This window comes from Allorhizobium undicola ORS 992 = ATCC 700741 (assembly GCF_000621665.1).
GTDB classification, from domain to species: Bacteria; Pseudomonadota; Alphaproteobacteria; order Rhizobiales; family Rhizobiaceae; genus Allorhizobium; species Allorhizobium undicola.
This window is the reverse complement of the sequence record NZ_JHXQ01000026.1, coordinates 1-21,721: the sequence shown is the minus strand read 5'-3', so window position 1 is coordinate 21,721 and position 21,721 is coordinate 1. Positions and strand designations below refer to the sequence as shown.

Sequence of the window (21,721 nt, the reverse complement as noted above, 5' to 3'; positions counted from 1 at the left end):
AGCCTGTTTATGCCCGGTTTTCCAGCCCTTGCATCAGCCTGTCCCATGCCTCGGTGGCGGGGTCAAGGGCGGTTGCAAGCGGCTCGAATTTCCTGCGCGTCACGGCGCGGGCAAGCTGGAACTGCACGGATTTTGCCACTTCCGATATTTTGAGCGCATCGGCCTTCTGCGCGGCAAAGCGCGCTTCATCCAGCCAGTCGAGATGGCCGGCGAGAAGCTCGAAATTCGCCCCCACCTGCCGCAGCGTGTTGAAAGCATATTTGTGGAAGAAGCCGAAGGGGCGTTCCGCCACGGCCTCCACCTGCCGGGGAAAGACGGAGGCAAAGGCGGCAATCGGGTTTTTGCCGGGGCGGCGGGCGAGATGGGCGGCAAACAGCCGCTCGGCCTCTTTGCGCAGATGTGCCTCCGAGGCAGGCGTCTGCGGCAGCTTGGCAAATTCCGTATAGGGCAGGAAAGGCGGCCAGCCTTCCGGCGCATCATGCTGGAAAAGCCCGTCGAAATCCTCGCCCTCCAGCAAGAAGAAACCGCCATTGTGGAAATAGTCCATGCTGCGGTTTTCAAGGTCCAGCCGGTTGATGCCGACCGTGGTCTTGCCATGCTCCTGCCGATAGCCGACGCCGCGCGTATCAGGCAGATAGAAACTGTCCATTTCCACGAGGCACAGCCGCCCGCGACCGATTTGCTCGGCAACATGGGCTTCCACGCTGTCGAAAATCGCCAGTTCGGTAACGCGGATGCCATAAAGGCTTTCGAGATCCTCCAGCGGCACCTTGAAAAAGGTGAACTGGTCGCCTTCGAAATCCTGTGCCAGCGTAAAGCCCAGCATGGCCTCCGGCACGGTTTTCAGCGCCGAAAGCAGCTCGATCCACAGATCGGCATAGCAATTGGTTTCCGGCCACATTCTCTCGGCGGAATGCAGCGCATGGGGTTGATAGGAGGCCGGATCAAGCTTGAGGACGCTCTTCACGCCTCAGCCCCACAGCGCCTTGCGGACTTGTTCCGGCCACGCCTTCACATCCAGCCCGTGATGGTGGAACAGCGCCAGCGCAATGCGCTCCAGCCCGAAGCCGACACAAGCCGTGTGCGCCACCGATCCATCCTCAAGGTTCAAGCCCCATTTTGCACCGAAGGCATCCTGATGATAATTGAAGCTCATGCAGGCCGTGGGCTTGCTCGTGGAGGTGATGGGGATCAGCAACTCGAATTTCAGGTTCTGATCGCGCTGGTTATTGGCCAGCATCTTGCCCGCCCGGCCAAAGAAGGGATCGTTGGCCACGTCGATCTCCACCGGCAGGCCCACCTCTTCCATCATCTTCAGGCCGCGATCCATCCAGAGCTGTCGGAAATCGGTGACATGTTTTTCCGTACCCATGCAGACATATTCGCGCATTCGAAAAAGCTGCTGGCGTGCCGGATCGGTGGAGGGCTCATGGCGGAAGCAATAGGATTGCAGGTCGAAAAGCCCGCCTGTTTCCGGCAAGGCGCCGCGTTTGGCAACAGTGGGATAAAGCGGATAGCAGGCGGCAGGCGTCAGCACGATGTCCGTTGCCTTCTGCTCCTTTGTCCAGTCCTCGTTGGCATCCATGCATTGCAACAGGCCGATATGGTCCAGCTCATTGCCGCAGAAGCTGTGAATGGTGCCCGCCAGTTGCGGAAAGCTTTTCATATAGCCGCTTTTTTCGAAATAGGCGCGGTTCATGCCCGGCGGAAAGCGGATGGCTTCGGCGCCGTCGGCGCCGCCGAAACGGTCGATCAGCCGTTCGAACGCGGCAATCACCTCCTCGAACTGGCCGCTGCGGCCATAAAGGCCATCGACGCCCGTATCGATCAGCAGGCCGGATTCGAACAGCCGGTCGAGAAAACTGATTTGAGTATCCATTGGCTTTATCCCAGCAATCGCGTGTCGAGTTTATGGACCAGCAGCATGTTGGACGTGTTGCCCAGAATGCGGTCGTTGGAAATCATCAGCCGGGCCGAATGCGCATCGCGCAGATGGCGGCCAAGGCTGTAGGGCGTGCCGTTCCTGTAGGCCTGAATGCCAGAGATCAGCATGGCCTGATTGATGATGTCGATGATCGTTTCGGAAGAGGCGAGCTTCACATTGTTCATGGCCACCGAAAACCCGAAGGAGGAAAGACGGTCGCCGTCATGGCGGGCATCCTCATAGGCCTTCAGCGCCGCAACCACGTTGGAGCGCACCATCTGCAACAGGTTCGCCACTTCTGCCAGCCGCAGCGCACCGGGTGGCACCACGCCGGGGCTCTTGCGGGCGGCAGCGCGCACGAAGCTCTGGGCACGCGCCACGGCATCCACGGCAATGCCATACCACACACCGCTCCAGAGAATATGCGAGGCGGCCAGCATGGATTGCGCGGCAATCTCGGCAAAGGGCTTGGGCAGGATCTGTTCGGCGGGCGCTTCACCCTTGAAGATAAAGCCGTCGGAACGGGTGCCGCGCATTCCCAGCGTGTCCCAGTCCGCCGTCTTTTCAAGGCTGTATTGGCCTTTCAGAAAAACGGTCATGACCTGATCGGAGGGGGCGGCATCCTTGTGGGCGCGGGAGGTGATGAGAATGGCATCGGCTTCAGTGCCATAGGAAATGACGGTGGCGTCCTTTTCCAGTCGGCAGATGCCATCCGCCACCTCTATGGCGCAGATGGAATTGCGCAGGTTTCCGCCAATGCCGCCCTCGGTGGTGGCGGACCCCAGAAGAAGCTGTTCTGCCGCCACGCGGCGCATGAAGCCGCGCTGCCATTCATTGTCCCCGGCATGTTCCACCAGGCTCGAACACTTGATGTGGTGCATGGCAAAGATCATGGCGCTCGATGCGCAGGCCTGCCCAAGCTGGCTGCACAATTCGGCGATTGCCGCAAAGCCTGCACCTTCGCCACCAAGGTCTGCGGCAATCTGGATGCCGAGAAGCCGCTCTGCCTTCAGCGCCTCCAAGGTGTGCAAGGGAAAGCGGCCATCACGGTCCACGCTGTCGGCATGGGCGGCGGCAATGCTGGCGACCCGCCCCATCCGGGCGGCAAGATCGCTGGCTGGGGGCAGGGGAAGGGTCATCAGGCGACCTTCCGGTCGCCAAGGATCTCGCTGACCGCCCGCTCTATCGCCTCGATGGAGGCAAAGGACTTGCGGTTGAGCAGATGATCGGGAAACTCGATGTCGAAAGCATCCTCAAGGCCCAGCATGAGTTGCACGGAGGCAAAGGATGTCAACCCCAGCGCATAGAGATCGGCATCACTGGCAATGTCGGCCGCGGCGACCGGCAGTCCGCCAACCTTGGCGAGCAGAGTGCGGATGGTGTCATTCATGCAAATCCCCTTCCATCATGGAATGCGTGTCGTCGCTGCTGGAGATAGATGAAAAAGCGTAAAATCGCGCTAAACCCTTCGCTAAAATGCGTCAGGTCCTGTCCATCATTCATACAGAGACGTTCGGAATTCAAGCATCTGCCACGGGTCACGTTAGCATATGGTTAAATATGGCCCTCAGAAGCCGGGGTAGACATGCCGCTTTCCGCGGAAGTCCGTCAGAATATGGCCTTCCGGATCCTCCAGAATGCTGGAGGCGGCGATGGACACTTTTCCGTGACCGCCGGGAATATCCAGCACATAGGTGGGCTGGCAAAGACCGGAAACATGGCCGCGCAACTGGCTTACCAGCGCCTGACCTTCGCCAATGGACAGGCGGAAATGCCCCGTGCCCGGCGCAAGGTCCGGATGGTGCAGGTAATAGGGGCGAATGCGAAGCTCCACGAAGGCGCGCATAAGTTCTTTCAGCACAGCCACATCGTCATTGATGCCTTTCAGCAGCACCGTCTGGCTCAGGAGTGAGAAGCCTGCTTCGTTCAGCCGCTGAATGGCGGCCCTGGCCTCTGGCGTCAGCTCGCGCGGATGGTTGGCATGGATGGCGATATAGACGGTTTTTTGCGCGGATTTCAGCGCCTCGATCAGGCCTTGATCGATGCGGCCTGCATCCACCACCGGCACGCGGCTGTGAAACCGCACGATCTTCACATGCGAAATTGCCTTCAGCCCTTCCATGATGGCGGCGAGGCGGCGATGGGACAGCACGAGCGGATCGCCGCCGGTGAGAATGACTTCCCAGATCTCCTCATGGGCGGCAATATAGGCCAGCGCCTGTTCCAGCTCTTTCGGCGAAAGCGTGCCGTCGCCTTGCGGTCCCACCATCTCGCGGCGAAAGCAGAAACGGCAATAGACGGGGCAGCTATGGGTGGCCTTGAGCAGCACCCTGTCCGGATAGCGGTGCACGATGCCGGTGACGGGGCTGTGGGCGTGATCGCCAATCGGATCGGCGCGCTCTTCGTTGCGGATGAAAAGTTCGCGTCCGTCCGGCACGAATTGCGCGGCAATCGGATCCAAAGGGTTTGCGGGATCGATCAACGCCTGCATGGATGGGGTGATGGCCACGGCATAACGCCTTGCCACGGCGTCAAGCTCTGCCCGGTCTGCCCCGGTGACGAGGCCTGCTTCGGCAAGCTCCTCGATGGTTTTCAGGGTCTTTGCGCTCACGGACCGGGCTCCGCGACCGGCGCCCACAGCACATGTTCGATACGCGGCGCGCCCGTGGCCAGCATCACCAGCCGGTCAAAGCCCAGCGCAATGCCGCAAGCCTCCGGCATGATGGCAAGTGCGGCGAGAAAATCTTCGTCCAGCGGGTAGCGCTCGCCATAAATGCGCGCCTTTTCCGCCATTTCCGCTTCGAAGCGGCGGCGCTGTTCGGCAGCATCCGTCAGTTCGCCGAAGGCATTGGCCAGTTCCACGCCGCAGGCGTAAAGCTCGAAGCGCTCCGCCACGCGCCGGTCACGGGGCGAGGGCCGGGCGAGGGCGGCTTCCGCCACCGGATATTCATCGAGAATGGTGGGGCGGCCAAAGCCCAGATGCGGCTCCACCTTTTCCACGATGACGCGGCTGAAAAGGTCTGCCCAACCGTCATCCTCGGCCACGCGCATTCCTTTTTCCCTGACTTGCGCGGCCAGCGCCTCGCGGTCGGTTTCGCCGGTCGGGGAGGTGGTGGCGAGAAGGTCGATGCCCGCATGGCGGCTGAAGGCTTCCGCCACGCTCAGCCGCTCCGGGGTGGCGAAGGGGTCGCAGGTGCCGCCGCGATAGTGAAAGGCCTTTGTGCCTGCGGTTTCGGCGGCAAGGCGAAGAAGGGCTGCGCTGTCTTCCATAAGCTGCTCATAGGTTTCGCCGGCGCGATACCATTCCAGCATGGTGAATTCCGGGTGGTGCAGCGGCCCGCGCTCGCGGTTGCGATAGACATGGGCAAAGCAGGCGATGCGGTTTTCTCCCGCGGCCAGCAGCTTCTTGCAGGCAAATTCCGGCGATGTATGCAGGTAAAGCGGCTGGGCACGCCCGTCATGGCCGATGGCCTGCGTGCCGAAACCATGCAGATGCGCCTCGTTGCCAGGCGATACCTGCAAGGTGGCCGTATCCACCTCGATGAAATCGCGGGCGGCGAAAAAGCCGCGAAACGCGGCCTGAATGGCATTGCGCCCCAGAAGAAAAGGCCTGCGGTCCGCATGGACCGACGGCGTCCACCAGGCAGAGGCAGAGGGGCGCTTTTCGCTCATGGCGCGGCTTTCATCCTTCTTGTCCCCGGCTGCGGTGAAATGAGCGGCGACGGGCTGGCTATTTCGGCAAAATTAGGTTAGGTGCGCGCCATGGATTTCATTGCATGTCCAGTGGGCGCGGGCCGTCCTTTACGACGTGCAAGGCTAAGATACAAGCTTGCGCAGCAAGGCGGGAACCGGGTTTCCCGCCGCGCGGGCCGGAAAACAAAAGGATAACCGCATGGTCAAGATCATCGCCTCCTCCGTCCGCAAGGGCAATGTTCTGGAAGTGGAAGGCAAGCTCTACGTCGTTCTCACCGCCCAGAACTTCCATCCCGGCAAGGGCACGCCGGTCACGCAGGTCGATATGCGCCGTATCGTCGATGGCGTGAAGGTGTCGGAGCGTTGGCGCACCACCGAACAGGTCGAGCGCGCCTTTGTGGAAGACGTGAACCACCAGTTCCTGTATGAAGATGGCGAAGGCTTCCACTTCATGAACCCGGAAAATTACGATCAGGTCGTGGTCGATATCGACACCATGGGCGAACAGAAAGCCTATCTCCAGGAAGGCATGACCTGCATTCTCTCCATGCATGAAGGCGTGCCGCTGGCCGTCGAACTGCCGCGCCATGTGACGCTGGAAATCGTCGAGACCGAGCCGGTCGTGAAGGGCCAGACGGCCTCTTCCTCCTACAAGCCTGCCATTCTTTCCAACGGCCTGCGCACCATGGTGCCGCCGCATATCGATGCCGGAACTCGCGTCGTGATCGCCACGGAAGACAATTCCTACGTGGAACGCGCCAAGAACTGAAACTTTGTGCATTATCAATGCCCGAAGCCCGGCCAAAAGCCGGGCTTCTTTCATTTTCACTTCTGCATAATTCCTTAAATCAAAATCGAGTTAGAGCGGTTCATTGTTTCACGGAAACATTGAACCGCTCTAACTATTTGTTTTTACGCATTTTCAGACGGAAAACCGGCTTCCACTTTTCCTGAAAATGCTCTAAGGTGAAAATTATGCAGCAGCTTTAAAGTGCTACAGTGTTCTTTGTGCGTTTGATAAAACGCACGGCGCTTTAGGGTTCACGTCCTTGCCGCCAGCCAGCCGGCAATCGCCACATAAAGCGGAATGCCGATCAGGATGTTGAAAGGGAAGGTCAGCCCCAGCGACAGGCTGAGCGACATGGCAGGCCTTGCCTCCGGCACGGCAAAGCGCATGGCGGCAGGCACGGCGATGTAGGAGGCGCTGGCGGCCAGCGTCATCAGCAGCATGGTGTTGCCCGCATCGAGGCCTGCGGCAAAGGCAACCCCGCCTGCCAGCACCACGCCTGTCACCGGCATGAGAAGCGCAAAGCTCAACAGGCGCGGTGTCAACTCTTTCCAGCCGGTTCTCAGCCCCTTGGCGGCCTGCGCGCCGAGATCCAGCAGAAACAGGCAAAGCGCGCCGTTGAAGGGATCGACCAGGAAGGGCTTGACGGTTGCCAGCCCCGGTTTGCCGGTGGCAAGACCGATGAGGAAGGAGCCGAAGAGAATGACGATGGCGCCGTTCAGGAACACTTCCCTGAGAAGCGGCTTCCAGCTTATGCCTTCGCCCTTGCCTGCCGCTGCGCGGGCCCGGTAGACAAGGATCAGCGCCGTGAGAATGGCAGGGGTTTCCATCGCTGCGGCAACCGCCACCATGCCCGGATCATGGGCAATGCCAAGGGCTGCCAGCGCCGAGGTGGCGGCCACGAAGGTGACAATGGAAATCGACCCGTAATGTCCGGCAATGGCGGCCCGCTCGATCGGGCCGACACGGGAAAGGACACGCAGATAGCGCTCGCCGATCAGCGGCATGAGGGCGGAAAGCGCAAGCCCGGCAAGCAGGATGAGAGGCAGGTGGCCACCGCCCTCGCCACCGGCAAGGGCAGCCCCTCCTTTGAAGCCGATGGCCATCATGAGATAGATGGAAAGCATTTTGGCCGCCCCTTCCGGCAGGGACAGCGTGCTGCCGGCCAGCGTTGCGGCAATGCCCAGCAGAAAAAACAGTACGGGTGCGGAAGCGAGATTGGCAAGCGCCATATCGAGAAAGGTCATGGTGAAGCTCTGGCACAGGTTTATGGCCGCACGCCATGGCAGCGTCGCGGGGGCAGCGGCACTGGCAAGGTCATCGGCGGATGTGTGGCGAGAAATGACCGGTGAGTGTAGGGATCTCACCGGCCAGATTGAGGGTCGTGTTGTGGTTTTCCGGACGGCGGACGGTGTCCGGACAGATCAGTGGGCTGATTTCAAGCGTTCGTGACGTTCAAGGGCGGCAATCTGGTTGCGCAATCCGCAAGCGATGTCGCGAAGGGCGATCAGCCGCTGGCCACAGGGCCTTGGCTTGCGCCTTTCCTCATCCATGCTAATGCACAGGATCCGGTGCCGTGCCTTGAGAGCGTTCAAGAGAGCCATGATGCAACCTCCTTTCTGCCCTTTCCATATGGGGGGTCCTTGCCGATTATTCCAATTCATTGATAATATCGATCCGATAGATTTTTTCTATGAGGCCCCATGCCCTTTCGTCCAAGCCATCGGCAGCTCGAATATCTCGTGGCGCTCGGAGAAACCGGCCATTTCGGCGAAGCGGCGCGCCGCTGCCATGTTTCGCAGCCAACGCTTTCCGTGCAGGTCGCGCTTTTGGAAAAGCAGCTCGGCACGCAGCTTGTGGAGCGGACGCCCGGCAAGGTCAGCCCCACGCCGGTTGGGGCGGAAATCATCGCCGCTGCCCGTGTCATTCTGGCGGGGCTGGACGACATCAAGGTGCTGGCGGACAGTGCGCGCAACCATCTGGGCGGGGTGATGCGGCTTGGGGTGGTTTCGTCCTTCGGGCCTTATTTCCTGCCCTATCTGTTGCCCAGGCTTCACGCCCGGCATCGCGAGCTGAAGCTCTATATTCGCGAGGACAGGCCAAGGGCGCTGGAACAGGCCGTGCTGGCGGGCGAGGTGGATTGCGGGCTTGGCCAGCAGCCTGACGATCCGGATGCTTTTGCTTTCGAGCCAATTTGCCGGGAGATCATCTATCTTGGCGTTCACCGCGACCACCGGCTGGCGGCCCGCGATCATGTGCCGCTGGACGAACTGAAGGGCGAACGTCTGCTGACGCTTGGCAGCGGCCACCGCCTGCTGGACGATGTGCGGGCGCTTGCCAGCCTCTCCGGCGCGACGCTGGCCGACGATTACGAAGGCACCAGCCTTGATGCCCTGCGGCAGATGGTCTCCATCGAAATGGGGCTGTCGCTGTTTCCCGAACTTTATGTGCGCTCGGAAATGGGACGGGAGGAGAATGTGCGCCTGTTGCGGCTGGATGGCTGGCCGGGGGAGCGCGTGATCGGCTTTTACTGGCGGCGCATCAGCGCCCGCAAGCCGCATTTCGAGGCGCTGGCGGCGCTGGGCAAGGCCATTGCGGCCGGATTGGTCGGCAGTGAGCCCCTGCGGGTCTGAAAATGACGGCTACAGAAGCCTGGTCTGCCGCCCGGAATCCATCTCCGGGCGGCAGATTGAAATTATTCGATGCCGCCAAGGCACATATATTTAAGCTCCGTATAATCCTCCAGCCCGTATTTCGAGCCCTCGCGGCCAAGACCGGACTGCTTGATGCCGCCAAAGGGAGCGGTTTCGGTGGAGATCAGGCCGGTATTGACGCCGACCATGCCATATTCCAGCGCCTCCGCCACGCGGAAGATCTTGCCGATGTCGCGGGCGTAAAAATAGGAGGCAAGCCCGAATTCGGTATCATTGGCCATGGCGATCACATCCTCTTCCGTTTCGAAGCGGAAGAGGGGGGCGACGGGGCCGAAGGTTTCTTCCCGCGCCACCTTCATCTCGGTGGTAACGCCGGTCAGAATGGTGGGCTGGAAGAACAGCTCGCCGCCTTCCGCCTTGTCGCCGCCCAGTTCCACCTTCGCGCCCTTGGCAACGGCGTCGGCAATATGGTCTTTGACCTTCTTCACCGCATTGGCATCGATCAACGGGCCAATGGTCACGCCTTCGGCAAAGCCATCGCCCACTTTCAGCGCCTTCACCTTTTCGGCAAGCTTGGCGGCAAAGGCTTCATAGACGCCCGATTGAACGTAAATGCGGTTTGCGCAAACGCAGGTCTGCCCGGCATTGCGGTATTTCGACACCATTGCACCTTCGACGGCTGCGTCGAGATCGGCATCGTCGAAGACAATGAAGGGCGCATTGCCGCCAAGCTCAAGCCCCAGTTTCATGATCTGATCGGCGCCCTGGCGCATCAGAATGCGCCCGACATTGGTTGAGCCGGTAAAGGTGATCTTGCGCACCTTGTCGTTCTCGGCAAACTCCTTGCCGACCATGGCGGCGTCGGTGGCGGTGATCACCGAATAGAGCCCGGCGGGAAGCCCCGCCCGCTCCGCGAGAACCGCCATTGCCAGCGCCGAAAGGGGGGTCTGTGCAGCAGGCTTGGAAACAATGGCGCAGCCTGCGGCCAAAGCCGGCGCAACCTTGCGGGCCAGCATGGCATTGGGGAAATTCCAGGGCGTGATCGCGCCCACCACGCCCACAGGCTGGCGGATCACGAGGATGCGCTTGTCCTGCTGGTGGCCGGGAATGACATCGCCGTAAAGCCGCTTTGCTTCTTCCGCGAACCACTCGACATAGGAGGCGCCGTAGAGAATTTCGCCACGGGCTTCCGGCCAGGGCTTGCCCATTTCCATGGTCAGGATGGTGGCGAGGTCATCGGCATTGGCGACCATCAGGTCGTTGAGCTTGCGCAGCACGGCGGCGCGTTCCTTGCCGGTCTTCTTCGCCCAGGCCTTCTGGGCCTTGTGGGCGGCGTCGATGGCCGCGGAAAGCTCTTCGCGGTCCATATCCGGCAAAGTGGCGATGACCTCTCCTGTGGAGGGATTGGTGACATCGAAGGTTTTGCCGCTTTTGGCCGTGCTGGTCCAGCGCTCGCCCGCCAATGCCTTGTCGGTGGCAAGGGTGGGATCTTTGAGCTTTGCGGTGAGGGAGGGAGAAATGGTCATGAATCAGGCCTCTGCGGCGGTTTCGCGAATGGATGCTTCAATAATGTCAAGCGCTTCATTGAATACCTCGTCCTGAATGGTGATGGGGGCGAGGAAGCGGATAACGTTACTGTAGACCCCGCAGGTCAGAAGGATCAGCCCCTTTTCGAGCGCCTTGACCCGCACGGCATTGGTAAAGTCCGCATTGGGCTTTCCGGTTCCCGCAACGCCAAATTCCACGGCATTCATGAAGCCGGGACCGCGAATATCCATGATGTGCGGAATGTCGGCGCGCAAGCCCTCCAGCCGCTGTTTCAGGCGGCCGCCCAACTGGTTGGCGCGCTCCACCAGCTTTTCCTCCTCGATCACGTCGAGAACGGCATGGGCGGCGGCAATGGCCAGCGGGTTGCCCGCATAGGTGCCGCCAAGGCCTCCTGGTCCGGGTGCATCCATCAACTCGGCGCGGCCCGTGACCGCCGAAAGCGGAAAACCGCCCGCCAGGCTCTTGGCCATGGTGGTAAGATCGGCCACCACATCGTGATGCTCCATGGCAAACAGCTTGCCGGTGCGGGCAAAACCGGTCTGCACCTCGTCGGCGATGAGGAGAATGCCGTGGCTGTCGCAAATCTCGCGCAGTGCCTTCATCAGGGCGCGGGGCACGTCATAAAAGCCGCCTTCGCCCTGCACCGGCTCAACGATGATGGCGGCAACGCGCTTCGGATCGACATCGGCCTTGAACAGTTTGTCCAGCACGTCCAGTGCCGTTTCCACGCTGATGCCATGCAGATCGACGGGGAAGGGTACGTGGAAGACATCGCCCATCATCGGGCCGAAGCCGACCTTATAGGGCACGACCTTGCCGGTCAGCGCCATGCCCATGAAGGTGCGGCCGTGAAAGCCGCCGGTAAAGGCAATGACAGCAGAGCGGCCGGTGGCGCAGCGGGCAATCTTGATGGCGTTTTCCACCGCTTCGGCGCCGGTGGTGGCGAAGATCGTCTTTTTCGGAAAATGGCCGGGCGTCAGCCGGTTCAGCCGTTCGGCCAGCGCCACATAGTTCTCGTAGGGAACGACCTGATGGCAGGTATGGGTGAAGCGATCGAGCTGCGCCTTGACGGCCTCGATGACGCGGGGGTGGCGATGGCCGGTGTTGAGAACCGCAATGCCACCGGCAAAATCGATATAGCGGCGGCCTTCGACATCCCAGATTTCCGCATTCTCGGCCCGGTCGGCATAGATCTGCGTGGTCATGCCCACGCCGCGTGAAATCGCGTCATTCTTGCGGGCGGAAATCTCGGTGTTCAGCATGGCTTTTCCCTCTGAGGCTGATCTATTATAAAAAACTCTACATTTTTTCTGTAGCTTTGCAAGCGCCCACATGGCAGAAAGAACGGCGACATCTCAACGCATTCTGCGGCAAGATTTCATCCTTTCTTTTTCGAAGATCTCACGTTTCTGGGGCCGTCTCGCTACTCGAAATGCCTTCAAGACGATGGTGCTTTACGGCGCCGTGCGTTTTATCAAACGCACGAAGGACGCTGTAACACTTTAAAGCTGCTGCATAATTTTCACCTTAAATCGATTCCGATTTAAGGAATTATGCAGTAGCATCTTCGAGGCTTGGTATAAGAAGAGCGCATGAACGACATTCGCTACAAAATCGCGGAAGCGGCCCGCATGGCAGGGGTATCTCCCTCCACGCTGCGGCTGTGGGAGGGCTATGGCCTGATCGAGCCGCATCGCACCTCGTCTGGCCAGAGGCTTTACGATGGACAGCACGTGGAACGGCTGAAGCAGATCAGCTGGATGCGCACGGAAAAAGGGCTCAATCCGGCAGCAATCCGGGAGACGCTGGAGAAAAGCGCCTTGGACAGCCTGTCGGCTTTACCATCCGCGCGGCGCCAGGGCGGGGAAAAGCGGCGTCCGGCAAAAGACTTGCGCTCTCAACGGGAGAAGTCCGCACAATCGATTGGGATCAAAATCCGCCATTTGCGCCGTGAAGCGGGCCAGACCCTCGATGTGGTGGCCGGTGCAACCGGCATTGCCGTCTCACTGCTGTCCACTTTCGAGCGGACGTCGCAGGGACTTTCGCTTCCCGCCCTGCATGAACTGGCCCGCCACTTTGGCACGACCATCGCGGCCTTGAGCGGGCAGGAGATGCGCGAAAACAGCCAGTCGCTCATTCGCTCCGGCCACTGGCCGGCCTGGCCCGCGACATCGTCCGGGGTGGTGGTGCAGGTGCTGTCCGAAGGGCGGAACCAGATGGAATGCCATCGGTTCCAGCTCGCTCCGGGCGCCTCCAGCGAAGGGGCCTATCAACACGAGGGAGAGGAATTCATCCACGTGCTGGCGGGCAGCATGGAAATCGTGCTGGATGGCGACCAGTTCTTCACGCTGGATGCTGGAGACAGCTTCTATTTCGAAAGCCGGAGACCCCATTCCTGGCGCAACACGGCCGATGGTGAAACGGTTGCAATCTGGATCAACACGCCGCCGACCTTCTGATGCCGAGCTGCTGCATAAGCCTTCGGCGGTCATTTTAGCGTTTTATCGAGAATACGGCACTGTAAAGTCTTCGCGGTCATGGTGATATAAAGAAAAACCCCGACGCGATGGCCGGGGTTTTGTTTGAAGCGCTGTTCTGTTTACTTCTGAGCGGCCGCCACGCGGGTCGGGCCAACGCCCGGCACCTGTGCCGGTTGGGTGCGGGCCAGAACCGATTCCACCGAGCCGTTGAAGGCATAGCCGCCGCCGATCGCCACATTCAGCGACACGAAATCCGCAGCCATCTGCTGGATCGCCGAGGCAAGGCTTTCCTGCGCGGTGATCAGCGAGCGCTGCGCGTCGAGAACGTCGAGCAGCGAGGAGGCGCCATCCTTGTAGGATGCCGTCGAGAGGCTCAGCGCCTCCTGATAGGACTTCACATATTTGCGGCTGGCAGCAACGGCGCGTGCGTCGCGATTATAGGCGGCCAAGGCCGATTCCACTTCCTGAACGGCGGTCAGCACGGTCTGCTTCCAGGCCAGATAGCTCTGGCGGGCAACCGACTCGGCGCTCTTGACGTTGGCGCGCAGCGCGCCGCCATCGAAGATCGGCAGGTTGATGGACGGGCCGAAGGACCAGCTGTTGGACGTTCCGGCAAGATTGCTGCGATGCAGATAGGAAGGCGATATCGCGCCGCTCAGCGTCAGGCTGGGCAGAAGCTTGGCCTTGGCAACGCCGATGTCGTAGACGGCGGCGGCAAGCGTTCTTTCGGCCTTGCGCACGTCTGGACGGTTGCGGATCAGGTCGGCCGGAATGCCGGTGATCGGTTTGCTGCGCGCCATCGGCTGGCCGCCGGGCTTTTTCAGGTCGTCCAGAAGGGCCGAGGCTGGCAGGCCAAGCAAAAGCGAAATCTTGTAGGCATTGTTATAGGCGTTGGCCTCGTAGCCGGGGAGGTTGGCCAGCGTCGAGTTGACCAGACCTTCTGCCTGAACCACGTCAAGACGCGATGCCGCGCCGGCATCGAGCTGGAGCTTGGTCAGCGACAGCGTCTCGCGGCGCGACTTCACGGCGTCGTTGGAGATCGAGATCAGCGCCTGATAGTAACGCATATTGATATAGTTGGTGACGAGGTCGCTCAGCAGCGTCAGGCGCGCAGTATCGACCGAATCATAGGCGCCATCCAGCTCGGCCTTGGCCGCCTGCTTGGACCGGCGATATTCGCCCCAAAGGTCGAGAAGCCAGGAGGCCGTGACCGTACCGCTGGTGCTTGCCGTGCGCGGCGTGGAAGAGAAGCCGCCATTCGTCTGGCTCTGCGTGTGGTCGGCCGACAGGCTGAGGCTCGGCAGGCCGCCTGCACCGGCTGAAACAACGGCTGCACGCGATTGTTCGATGGCTTCAAGCGCCTGAAGCACGCTGAGATTCTGCTCGATGCCGCGATCCACCAGCTTGTCCAGCTTGGGATCGTTGAAAGCGCTCCACCATTTGACGGTTGAAATGTCACCGGCTGACTCTTTTCCGCCTTCGCTGAATTTGATCGGAAGTGCAGTCTGGGGAGGAGTATGCTCCGGGCCCATGACGCAGCCCGACAGAAACAGCATGGCGAGAGGTGCTGCTATGCGTACGGAGACCATTTCGTAATTCCCTATCTTCCATCTGAAAGGCGGAGAACGGCCTTCATGCCCGGTCCGCCGACGCAATCACGACATTGCCGCGTCCTCCCGGGCGCGGCAATGATTTCTTAACCTAGCGGGTTTCCCTGCATTAGGACAGGCCCTGCTTGGCTTTTCCCCGGCTTGAAAGCTTGCGAATAATCACAAAGAACGAGGGGACGAAGAAAATTCCAAGCAGTGTTGCAGAAAGCATACCACCCAGAACGCCGATACCGATGGCATTCTGTGCGGCGGAGCCGGCACCCGTGGCAATGGCCAGCGGCACGACACCGAGAATGAAGGCAAGCGAGGTCATGATGATCGGGCGAAGGCGAAGACGCGCCGCCTGAAGTGTCGCCTCCATTATGCCGAGGCCATGTTCCTGCCGCTCCTTGGCGAATTCCACGATCAGGATCGCGTTTTTCGCCGCAAGACCAATGGTCGTCAGCAGGCCCACCTTGAAATAGACGTCGTTGGACTGGCCGAGAAAATGTGCGGCAAGCAACGCGCCCAAAACACCCACCGGTACGGCCATGATGACCGAGAAGGGGATGGACCAGCTTTCGTAAAGGGCCGAAAGGCACAGGAAGACGATGAGAACCGAAAGCGCATAGAGCAGTGGCGCCTGCGAACCCGAGAGCCGCTCCTGATAGGAAATGCCCGTCCAGGCCACGCTATAGCCGCCGCCCATTTTCGATACCAGTTCCTCGACCTTGTTCATGGCATCGCCGGAGGAGACACCCGGCGCCGCCGACCCGTCGATGGAGAAGGCGTTCACCGCATTGAAAGCCGAGATCGATGGCAGACCGTTGACCCACTTCGCATCGGTGAAGGAGGTGAAGGGCACCATTTCATTATCGGAATTGTCGATATACCAGTATTTCAGATCTTCAGCCTGCATCCGGTAGGGCGCGTCCGCCTGAACATAGACCTTCTTGATCTTGTTGTTCAAGGTGAAGTCGTTGACCTGGCTGCCGGCGAAGATCGTGGTCAGCATGGAGTTGGCATCGGAAATGCTCACGCCCATGGCGCGCAGCTTTTCCTGGTCCAGCATCAGCTTGACCTGGCTTTCCTGATTGCGGTCATTGGCGCGCATGGAGGAAATCACGCCGCTGGCATTGGCCTGCTGGATCAGCTGGTTGGCGGCATTGACGAGCGCTTCGCTGCCATGGTTGCCGTTATCGACCAGATACATGGAGAAGCCGCTGGAGCTGCCCATGCCCTGGATGGGCGGAGGCAGGATCGGGAAGACCTGAGCTTCGCGGATGGTGAAGAAATAGCCCATGGCGCGCTGCACGATGGCACCGGCGGCAAGGTTGGGCGATTTGCGCAGATCGAAATCCTTCAGCTTGGCAAAGACCAGCGCATAGCCCTGGCCACTGCCTGCAAAGCTGAAGCCGTTGACGGCAAAAACGCTTTCGATCGTGTCCTTTTCCTTGTCGAGATAGTAGTTTTCCACCTTCTCGATGACCTTGGCCGTCTGGGCGCTGGTCGAGCTGTTCGGCAGCTGGATGATGGTCATCAGCACGCCCTGGTCTTCCTGCGGCAGGAAGGAGGAGGGCAGGCGGGTGAAGAACCAGCCGCAACCGACGATAACCAGCGCAAAGACCAGCATGACGCGCAGCGGACGCTTCAGAAGATAGCCGACCGAGCCGACATAGCCGTTTGTCGTCCGGTCGAAATTGCGGTTGAACCATGCGCCGAGACCGCGACCCTTCTTGTGATGGTCGATCGGCTTCAGCATCGTTGCGCACAGTGCTGGCGTCAGCACGATGGCAACCAGCGCCGAAAGCAGCATGGCCGAAACGATGGTGACGGAGAACTGACGGTAGATGATGCCGGTGGAGCCACCGAAGAAGGCCATGGGAATGAACACGGCCGTCAGCACGAGCGCGATGCCGACGATTGCGCCGGTGATCTCGCCCATGGATTTTTCCGTGGCCTCCAGGGGCTCCAGATGCTCCTCGGCCATGATGCGCTCGACGTTTTCAACCACGACGATGGCATCGTCCACGAGCAGGCCGATGGCCAGCACCATGGCGAACATGGTGAGTGTATTGATGGAATAGCCCGTGATGGCCAGAATGCCGAAGGTGCCGAGCAGAACGACCGGAACCGCGATCATCGGGATGAACGTGGCCCGCAGGTTTTGCAGGAAGATCAACAGGACCACGAAAACCAGCACGATGGCTTCGATCAGCGTGTGTACGACCTTTTCGATCGATAGCGAGACGAAGGGCGTGGTGTCGTAAGGATAGATGATCTTGATGTTCTGCGGCAGGGAAGGTGCGATCTGGGCAAGCTTCGCCTTGACGAGGGCTGCCGTATCCAGGGCGTTCGCGCCGGTGGCAAGGTTGACCGCGAAGCCGGATGCCGGCTGGCGGTTGGAGCGCGATTCCGTCGAATAGGTCGCCTGGCCGATTTCCACCCGTGCCACGTCGCTCAGACGTACATTCGCACCGCTGGTATCGACCTTGAGGATGATGCGCTCGAAATCGGAAACGGTGCTGAGCTGGCTCTGCGCCGTCATCGTCACGTTGATCTGCTGGCCTTCGGCGGCAGGAAGACCGCCGACGGAACCCACCGAAACCTGTGTATTCTGCGCCTCGATGGCGGAGGTCACGTCGGAGGGGGTGAGCGAGAATTTCTTCAGCTTGAACGGATCGAGCCAGACACGCATGGCGTAGGCCGAACCGAAGGAGTTGATGGAACCGACGCCTGCAAGACGCTTCACCTGATCCTGGATCTGCGTGGAGAAAATATCGCCGAGATCGGCGGAGGAGCGCTTGTTATCGGTAGACACCAGCGCGCCGACCAGAAGAATACTGGAGGTGGATTTGGTGACTTCGATGCCAAGCGTCTGAACCACGGATGGCAATTGCGAGGTGACGAGTTGCAGCTTGTTCTGCACCTGCACCTGGGCAATATCGGCATTGACGCTGTTGTCGAAGGTCAGCGTGATGCTCGATGAGCCGGTCGCGGACGACGACGTCATGTAGGTCAGGCCATCGAGGCCTGTCATGCCGTCTTCGATGATTTGTGTCACGGTCTTTCGCACGGTATCGGCGCTGGCGCCGGTATAGGTCGCGCTGATGCGCACCGTCGGAGGCGCGATTTCGGGATATTGCGAAATCGAGAGCGTCTTGATGGCGAGCGCGCCGCTCAGCATGATGACGATGGCGATGACCCACGCGAAGATCGGCCGCCGAATGAAGAATTTGGCCATGGACTAGTTCCTGATCACGATGTTGCCGAGCATGTCATGTGACATCATGATTTCGGCGCCGGAGCGGTTGCCTCGCCCTGCTTCGGGATCACGAAGCCCTTGGCATCGATTTCCGCAGGAACGGGATTGACGGTGACACTGTCGGCGATCCACTGGAAGCCGTCCACGATCAGCTTGTCGCCGTCATTGACGCCTTCCGTCACCAGCCAGTTATTGCCGGAAAGCTGGCTGCTGCGGAACGTGCGCGTTTCAACCTTGTTTTCGGCAGTAACGAATTTGGCGGTCAACTCGCCATTGGCATTGCGGCCAGCGGCACGCTGGGGAATGAGATAACCCGTTTCCTTGCCAACCGTGATGGTGGCGCGCACATAGGCGCCCGGCAGGATGACATTGTCGGGATTATCGAAAAGTGTGCGGATGGAAACCGTGCCGGTCGTGGTGCTGACAGCCATTTCCGACATGTCGAGCTTGCCGGGATGGGCATAGTCCGACCCGTCTTCCAGCGTCAGCCGGATGTCGGTGGTTGCATCGCCGTCCTTGCGTTCGAGCTTGCCGGCCTTGATCGCAGCTTGAAGGCGCAGCAAATTAACGCTGGATTCGTTGAGCTGGATATAGATCGGATTGATCTGGCGCAGGGTCATCAGCGCATCGGTCTGGCTTGCCGTGACCACGTTGCCGACCGAATAGCTGGTTGCGGAGGTCACGCCGTCGAAGGGCGCCCGCACCGAGGTCAGGTCGAGATTGATCTGCGCGGTCTGAAGGGTTGCTTTCGCCTCAGCGACGGAAGCCTTGGCCTGTAACAGCGTGGTGCGGGCGTCTTCATAGTCCTTCTGCGAGGCGCCGGTATTGGCGAGGCGCTCGTAACGCTGAAGGTTGGTTTCTGCGGCCGGCACGCTGACCTCAGCCTTTTCAAGGGCGGCCTGTGCTTCCGCCAGCGAGGCCTGATAGGTATCGTCGTCGATCTTGTAGAGAATGTCGCCAGCCTTGACGAAGCTTCCTTCCTTCACGGCGATCTGCTTGATCACGCCGCCGACACGTGGCCGGATCTGAGCCGACTGAAAGGCATCTGCACGTCCGGAGAGAACCGTTGTGAGGGGTTGCTCCGACTTCTGCATGACGACGACGCTAACGGGGCTTGGGGGACGCTGCCCGCCAGCGCCAGGCGCACCTGCGCCACCGGCATTGCCCTGCTGTTTTCCCTGGTCGCTGCACCCGACGGCAGTCAAGGCGGTCAGGGCGAGAAGAGATATCAGGGTGAGTTTTCTGGACATGTGCTTCGTCCTGGCTCCGTTCAGTGTGCTGCGCCAAATCACGAACAGGCCAGTGCGGGCTGTCGCGATTCATGAAAGCGTTTCCGCTTCCCACGGAAACGCCCGGTGAAATGCACGGCGCACCAGCGAATACATCCTCGCCATCGGGTGCCGTGTCGAACTTGCTATGCCCACGCCGCAGCCGGGTAAAAGGCCCGGCCGACAGACGCGCAGTTACAATATCCCGTATATATTACCGGAATCGAAATTATTTTTTGACAATCGGGCATGGAAACGCGCTTGCCATCCAGCTTGTGACGTATGCTAGAAATCATCACTTGGCAAGCGGATTTTGCAGTGCCGCAATCACGAGAACCACAAGATCACGGCAGCGTGAATATAGAATGTCAGACCCTTCCTGGCACACCGCCAAGGGGTTGAGAACACCGCCGAGAGCCGTCGTGACAACCGAGGCGGTGTGGGCTGCGTCCTTTACGTGAAAAATACCGTCGCGGTGCCCTTCTTCTATGATGATCTCCAGGGCCTTTCCTAATTTGTGACGGTAGAAGGCCCCGGCCATGCGGGAAGGATCGGAGCACAGTACGATCATCTCGAAAACGTGGGGGTTTTCGGTAACATGCTGGAGCAGCGCGCGAAGAAGACGCTCGGCCACCTCATGCAGTTTCTGTTGCGGGTTTGGAAGGGTTTCAATTCCATCCAGCGTACCCATCATGTCGTCGATCTGGGCGCAGGCAATGGCATCCACGAGCGCGCCCTTGGAATGGAAGTGCTTGAACACATTGGCAGGCGACATTCCGAGCTGCGCGGCAATATCGGCCATGGCAACCTGTTGATAGCCCCGGTCGCGAAACAGGTTTTCCGCTGTTTGCAAAATGTCCTGCCGCGTCTGCTCGGCCGGACGGCGCGAACGCCGCGGCTTCTCATCGCCTCCGTTGCAGCCCTTGCCGCAGGTTTTTGATTGCGCGCCAGGTTTCATCGCCCGTTGCCTATTTCTGGTTCAGATAACTGAACACATTCTTCCGGACCCGTTCAAGCGGGCTTGCCTCGCCAAGATCCGGCACGAAGGTCTGGCCGGTAATGGCTTCATAAGCCTGAATATAGACCTTCGAGGTCGCTTCGATAAGGTCCTGCGGAATGGCAGGGATCTCGTCTTTATACGGATCGCAGCGTTCGGCCACCCAGGCACGCACGAAATCCTTGTCGAAACTCTGCGGACGCTCGCCCTTTTCGAAGGCCTCGGCATAGGAAGCCGCAATCCAGTAACGGCTGCTGTCCGGCGTGTGGATTTCATCGGCAAGTATGATGGTGCCGTTTTCGTCGGTGCCGAACTCATACTTGGTATCAACCAGAATCAGGCCACGTTCTGCCGCCTTTTGCTGGCCACGGGCAAAGAGCGCGAGTGCGTATCTCGACAGTGTTTCCCATTGCCCGGACGTCAGCAACCCGCGGCCGATAATCTCATCCGGCGTCAAAGGCTCATCGTGACCACCGTCGAATTCCTTGCTGGTGGGCGTAATAATCGGATTTGGCAGTTTTTGATTGTCTTTCATGCCGTCCGGCAGGCTGAGCCCATACATGGACCGTTGGCCCTTTTTATAAAGCGTCAGAACAGATGTGCCCGTCGTGCCGGCCAGATAGCCGCGAACCACCACTTCCACTGGCAGAATGTCGAGACGTTTCCCGACGACGACGGCGGGATCGGGGTAGGCAACCACGTGGTTGGGGCAAATGTCCCTTGTTTCCTCAAACCAGTAACGCGCTGTCTGCGTCAAAACCTCGCCCTTATGCGGAATGCAGGCCAGTATGCGATCAAACGCACTCAGGCGGTCAGTGGAGATGATAATGCGCGTGCCATCGGGAAGATCGTAGTTCTCCCGCACCTTGCCCCGGTAATGATTGGGAAGTTCAGGGAAAACGGCGTCTGACAGGATGCGCATAGCATCGGTCTCCTTGGACATGGAATAAAGGTTTAAGATAACCGTAAGACGCGCCTACCCTAATTTTGTGGATTTTTCAAAGAGAAACCACCGAGCAGGCCGCATGGCCTAAACATGAGAATTCATGCTCATAATGGTGTCGGGAGCCCGCAAGATCGAGCCTGGCCGGTCATGCCGAAAAACAATAGCGACTAAAAAGGGAAAAATGTCCATTAAAACAGCATTTTGCCTAATAAATGGGAATTCGGCAAAAAACCCTGTTGACGTTTGGCGTATTGGGGCCTTATAAGCCGCTTCACGAGACGACGGCAGCGGCGCTTCTGGCGGCGGGATTGTTTGTCTCTGATTTTTCCGGCTGACGCGAGTTGGTATGACTGGTCCAGGGATGGATTGGTTCGGATGAGTTTTGACACGTTGATGTGTCTGTTATTTGACAATTGAATAGAGAAGAAAGAGAAACGTGGACGGCGGTTTCTGCGAGTTGGGGTTTGTGCCCTGACGTTGAAGACAGAAGGCCTTTCACGTTTTGAAGCAAGGACACTGCTCTTACTTTTTGGAGTGAGAGAGGTGAGTTCTTGTCAATTTCGAGACAGT

At 59.7% G+C, this 21,721-nt stretch carries 18 protein-coding genes; 3 read left to right on the top strand and 15 right to left on the bottom strand.

Annotated features, from left to right (window positions below; all coding sequences use genetic code 11):
- Positions 1–7: 7 nt before the first annotated feature.
- The 6 genes from T424_RS0117225 to epmA form a co-directional block, all read right to left on the bottom strand.
- Positions 8–967: a DUF1839 family protein gene (locus tag T424_RS0117225; protein WP_027488835.1), complete on the bottom strand. Its 960-nt coding sequence runs from the start codon at positions 965–967 to the stop codon at positions 8–10.
- Positions 968–970: 3 nt separating this feature from the next.
- Positions 971–1,879: an amino acid--[acyl-carrier-protein] ligase gene (locus T424_RS0117220; protein WP_027488834.1), complete on the bottom strand. Its 909-nt coding sequence runs from the start codon at positions 1,877–1,879 to the stop codon at positions 971–973.
- A gap of 5 nt (positions 1,880–1,884) precedes the next feature.
- Positions 1,885–3,063: an acyl-CoA dehydrogenase family protein gene (locus T424_RS0117215; RefSeq protein WP_027488833.1), complete on the bottom strand. Its 1,179-nt coding sequence runs from the start codon at positions 3,061–3,063 to the stop codon at positions 1,885–1,887.
- Positions 3,063–3,314, bottom strand: coding sequence for an acyl carrier protein (locus T424_RS0117210; protein WP_027488832.1), 252 nt, complete (start codon positions 3,312–3,314; stop codon positions 3,063–3,065). Before T424_RS0117210 ends, T424_RS0117215 begins: the two co-directional genes overlap by 1 nt.
- A gap of 177 nt (positions 3,315–3,491) precedes the next feature.
- Positions 3,492–4,535 (bottom strand): lysine-2,3-aminomutase-like protein, encoded by a 1,044-nt coding sequence (locus T424_RS0117205; RefSeq protein WP_027488831.1) that lies wholly within the window; start codon positions 4,533–4,535, stop codon positions 3,492–3,494.
- Complete coding sequence (gene epmA, locus T424_RS0117200; protein ID WP_027488830.1) at positions 4,532–5,596, bottom strand: EF-P lysine aminoacylase EpmA; 1,065 nt, start codon at positions 5,594–5,596, stop codon at positions 4,532–4,534. Before epmA ends, T424_RS0117205 begins: the two co-directional genes overlap by 4 nt.
- Before the next feature lie 220 nt (positions 5,597–5,816).
- Between epmA and efp the strand changes: the two genes are divergently transcribed.
- Positions 5,817–6,386, top strand: coding sequence for an elongation factor P (gene efp, locus T424_RS0117195; RefSeq protein WP_027488829.1), 570 nt, complete (start codon positions 5,817–5,819; stop codon positions 6,384–6,386).
- A 272-nt stretch (positions 6,387–6,658) separates the two neighbouring features.
- Here the strand turns inward: efp and T424_RS0117190 are convergent, their stop codons facing one another.
- Both T424_RS0117190 and T424_RS22690 read right to left on the bottom strand, forming a co-directional pair.
- Positions 6,659–7,651 (bottom strand): sodium-dependent bicarbonate transport family permease, encoded by a 993-nt coding sequence (locus T424_RS0117190; RefSeq protein WP_027488828.1) that lies wholly within the window; start codon positions 7,649–7,651, stop codon positions 6,659–6,661.
- Positions 7,652–7,828: 177 nt separating this feature from the next.
- Positions 7,829–8,008, bottom strand: coding sequence for a hypothetical protein (locus T424_RS22690; RefSeq protein ID WP_154664969.1), 180 nt, complete (start codon positions 8,006–8,008; stop codon positions 7,829–7,831).
- A gap of 99 nt (positions 8,009–8,107) precedes the next feature.
- Between T424_RS22690 and T424_RS0117175 the strand changes: the two genes are divergently transcribed.
- Positions 8,108–9,037 (top strand): hydrogen peroxide-inducible genes activator, encoded by a 930-nt coding sequence (locus tag T424_RS0117175; protein WP_027488825.1) that lies wholly within the window; start codon positions 8,108–8,110, stop codon positions 9,035–9,037.
- A gap of 62 nt (positions 9,038–9,099) precedes the next feature.
- Here the strand turns inward: T424_RS0117175 and T424_RS0117170 are convergent, their stop codons facing one another.
- Both T424_RS0117170 and T424_RS0117165 read right to left on the bottom strand, forming a co-directional pair.
- Positions 9,100–10,584 (bottom strand): NAD-dependent succinate-semialdehyde dehydrogenase, encoded by a 1,485-nt coding sequence (locus T424_RS0117170; RefSeq protein WP_027488824.1) that lies wholly within the window; start codon positions 10,582–10,584, stop codon positions 9,100–9,102.
- A 3-nt stretch (positions 10,585–10,587) separates the two neighbouring features.
- Positions 10,588–11,868, bottom strand: a complete 1,281-nt coding sequence (locus tag T424_RS0117165) for a 4-aminobutyrate--2-oxoglutarate transaminase (RefSeq protein WP_027488823.1) — start codon at positions 11,866–11,868, stop codon at positions 10,588–10,590.
- Between the two features lie 330 nt (positions 11,869–12,198).
- Between T424_RS0117165 and T424_RS0117155 the strand changes: the two genes are divergently transcribed.
- Positions 12,199–13,065, top strand: coding sequence for a MerR family transcriptional regulator (locus T424_RS0117155; protein WP_027488822.1), 867 nt, complete (start codon positions 12,199–12,201; stop codon positions 13,063–13,065).
- Positions 13,066–13,205: 140 nt separating this feature from the next.
- Here the strand turns inward: T424_RS0117155 and T424_RS0117150 are convergent, their stop codons facing one another.
- The 5 genes from T424_RS0117150 to T424_RS0117130 all read right to left on the bottom strand — a co-directional run bounded on the left by T424_RS0117150 (position 13,206) and on the right by T424_RS0117130 (position 21,127).
- Positions 13,206–14,675, bottom strand: a complete 1,470-nt coding sequence (locus tag T424_RS0117150; protein ID WP_027488821.1) for an efflux transporter outer membrane subunit — start codon at positions 14,673–14,675, stop codon at positions 13,206–13,208.
- Positions 14,676–14,805: 130 nt separating this feature from the next.
- Positions 14,806–17,919, bottom strand: coding sequence for an efflux RND transporter permease subunit (locus T424_RS0117145; RefSeq protein ID WP_027488820.1), 3,114 nt, complete (start codon positions 17,917–17,919; stop codon positions 14,806–14,808).
- Between the two features lie 44 nt (positions 17,920–17,963).
- Positions 17,964–19,190, bottom strand: a complete 1,227-nt coding sequence (locus T424_RS0117140) for an efflux RND transporter periplasmic adaptor subunit (RefSeq protein ID WP_027488819.1) — start codon at positions 19,188–19,190, stop codon at positions 17,964–17,966.
- Between the two features lie 313 nt (positions 19,191–19,503).
- On the bottom strand, positions 19,504–20,166 hold the full coding sequence (locus T424_RS21365) for a TetR/AcrR family transcriptional regulator (protein WP_051559156.1): 663 nt from the start codon (positions 20,164–20,166) through the stop codon (positions 19,504–19,506).
- Between the two features lie 10 nt (positions 20,167–20,176).
- The gene (locus T424_RS0117130; protein WP_027488818.1) at positions 20,177–21,127 is read right to left on the bottom strand and encodes a phosphoribosylaminoimidazolesuccinocarboxamide synthase; all 951 of its coding nucleotides are present in this window, start codon (positions 21,125–21,127) and stop codon (positions 20,177–20,179) included.
- Positions 21,128–21,721 lie beyond the last annotated feature (594 nt).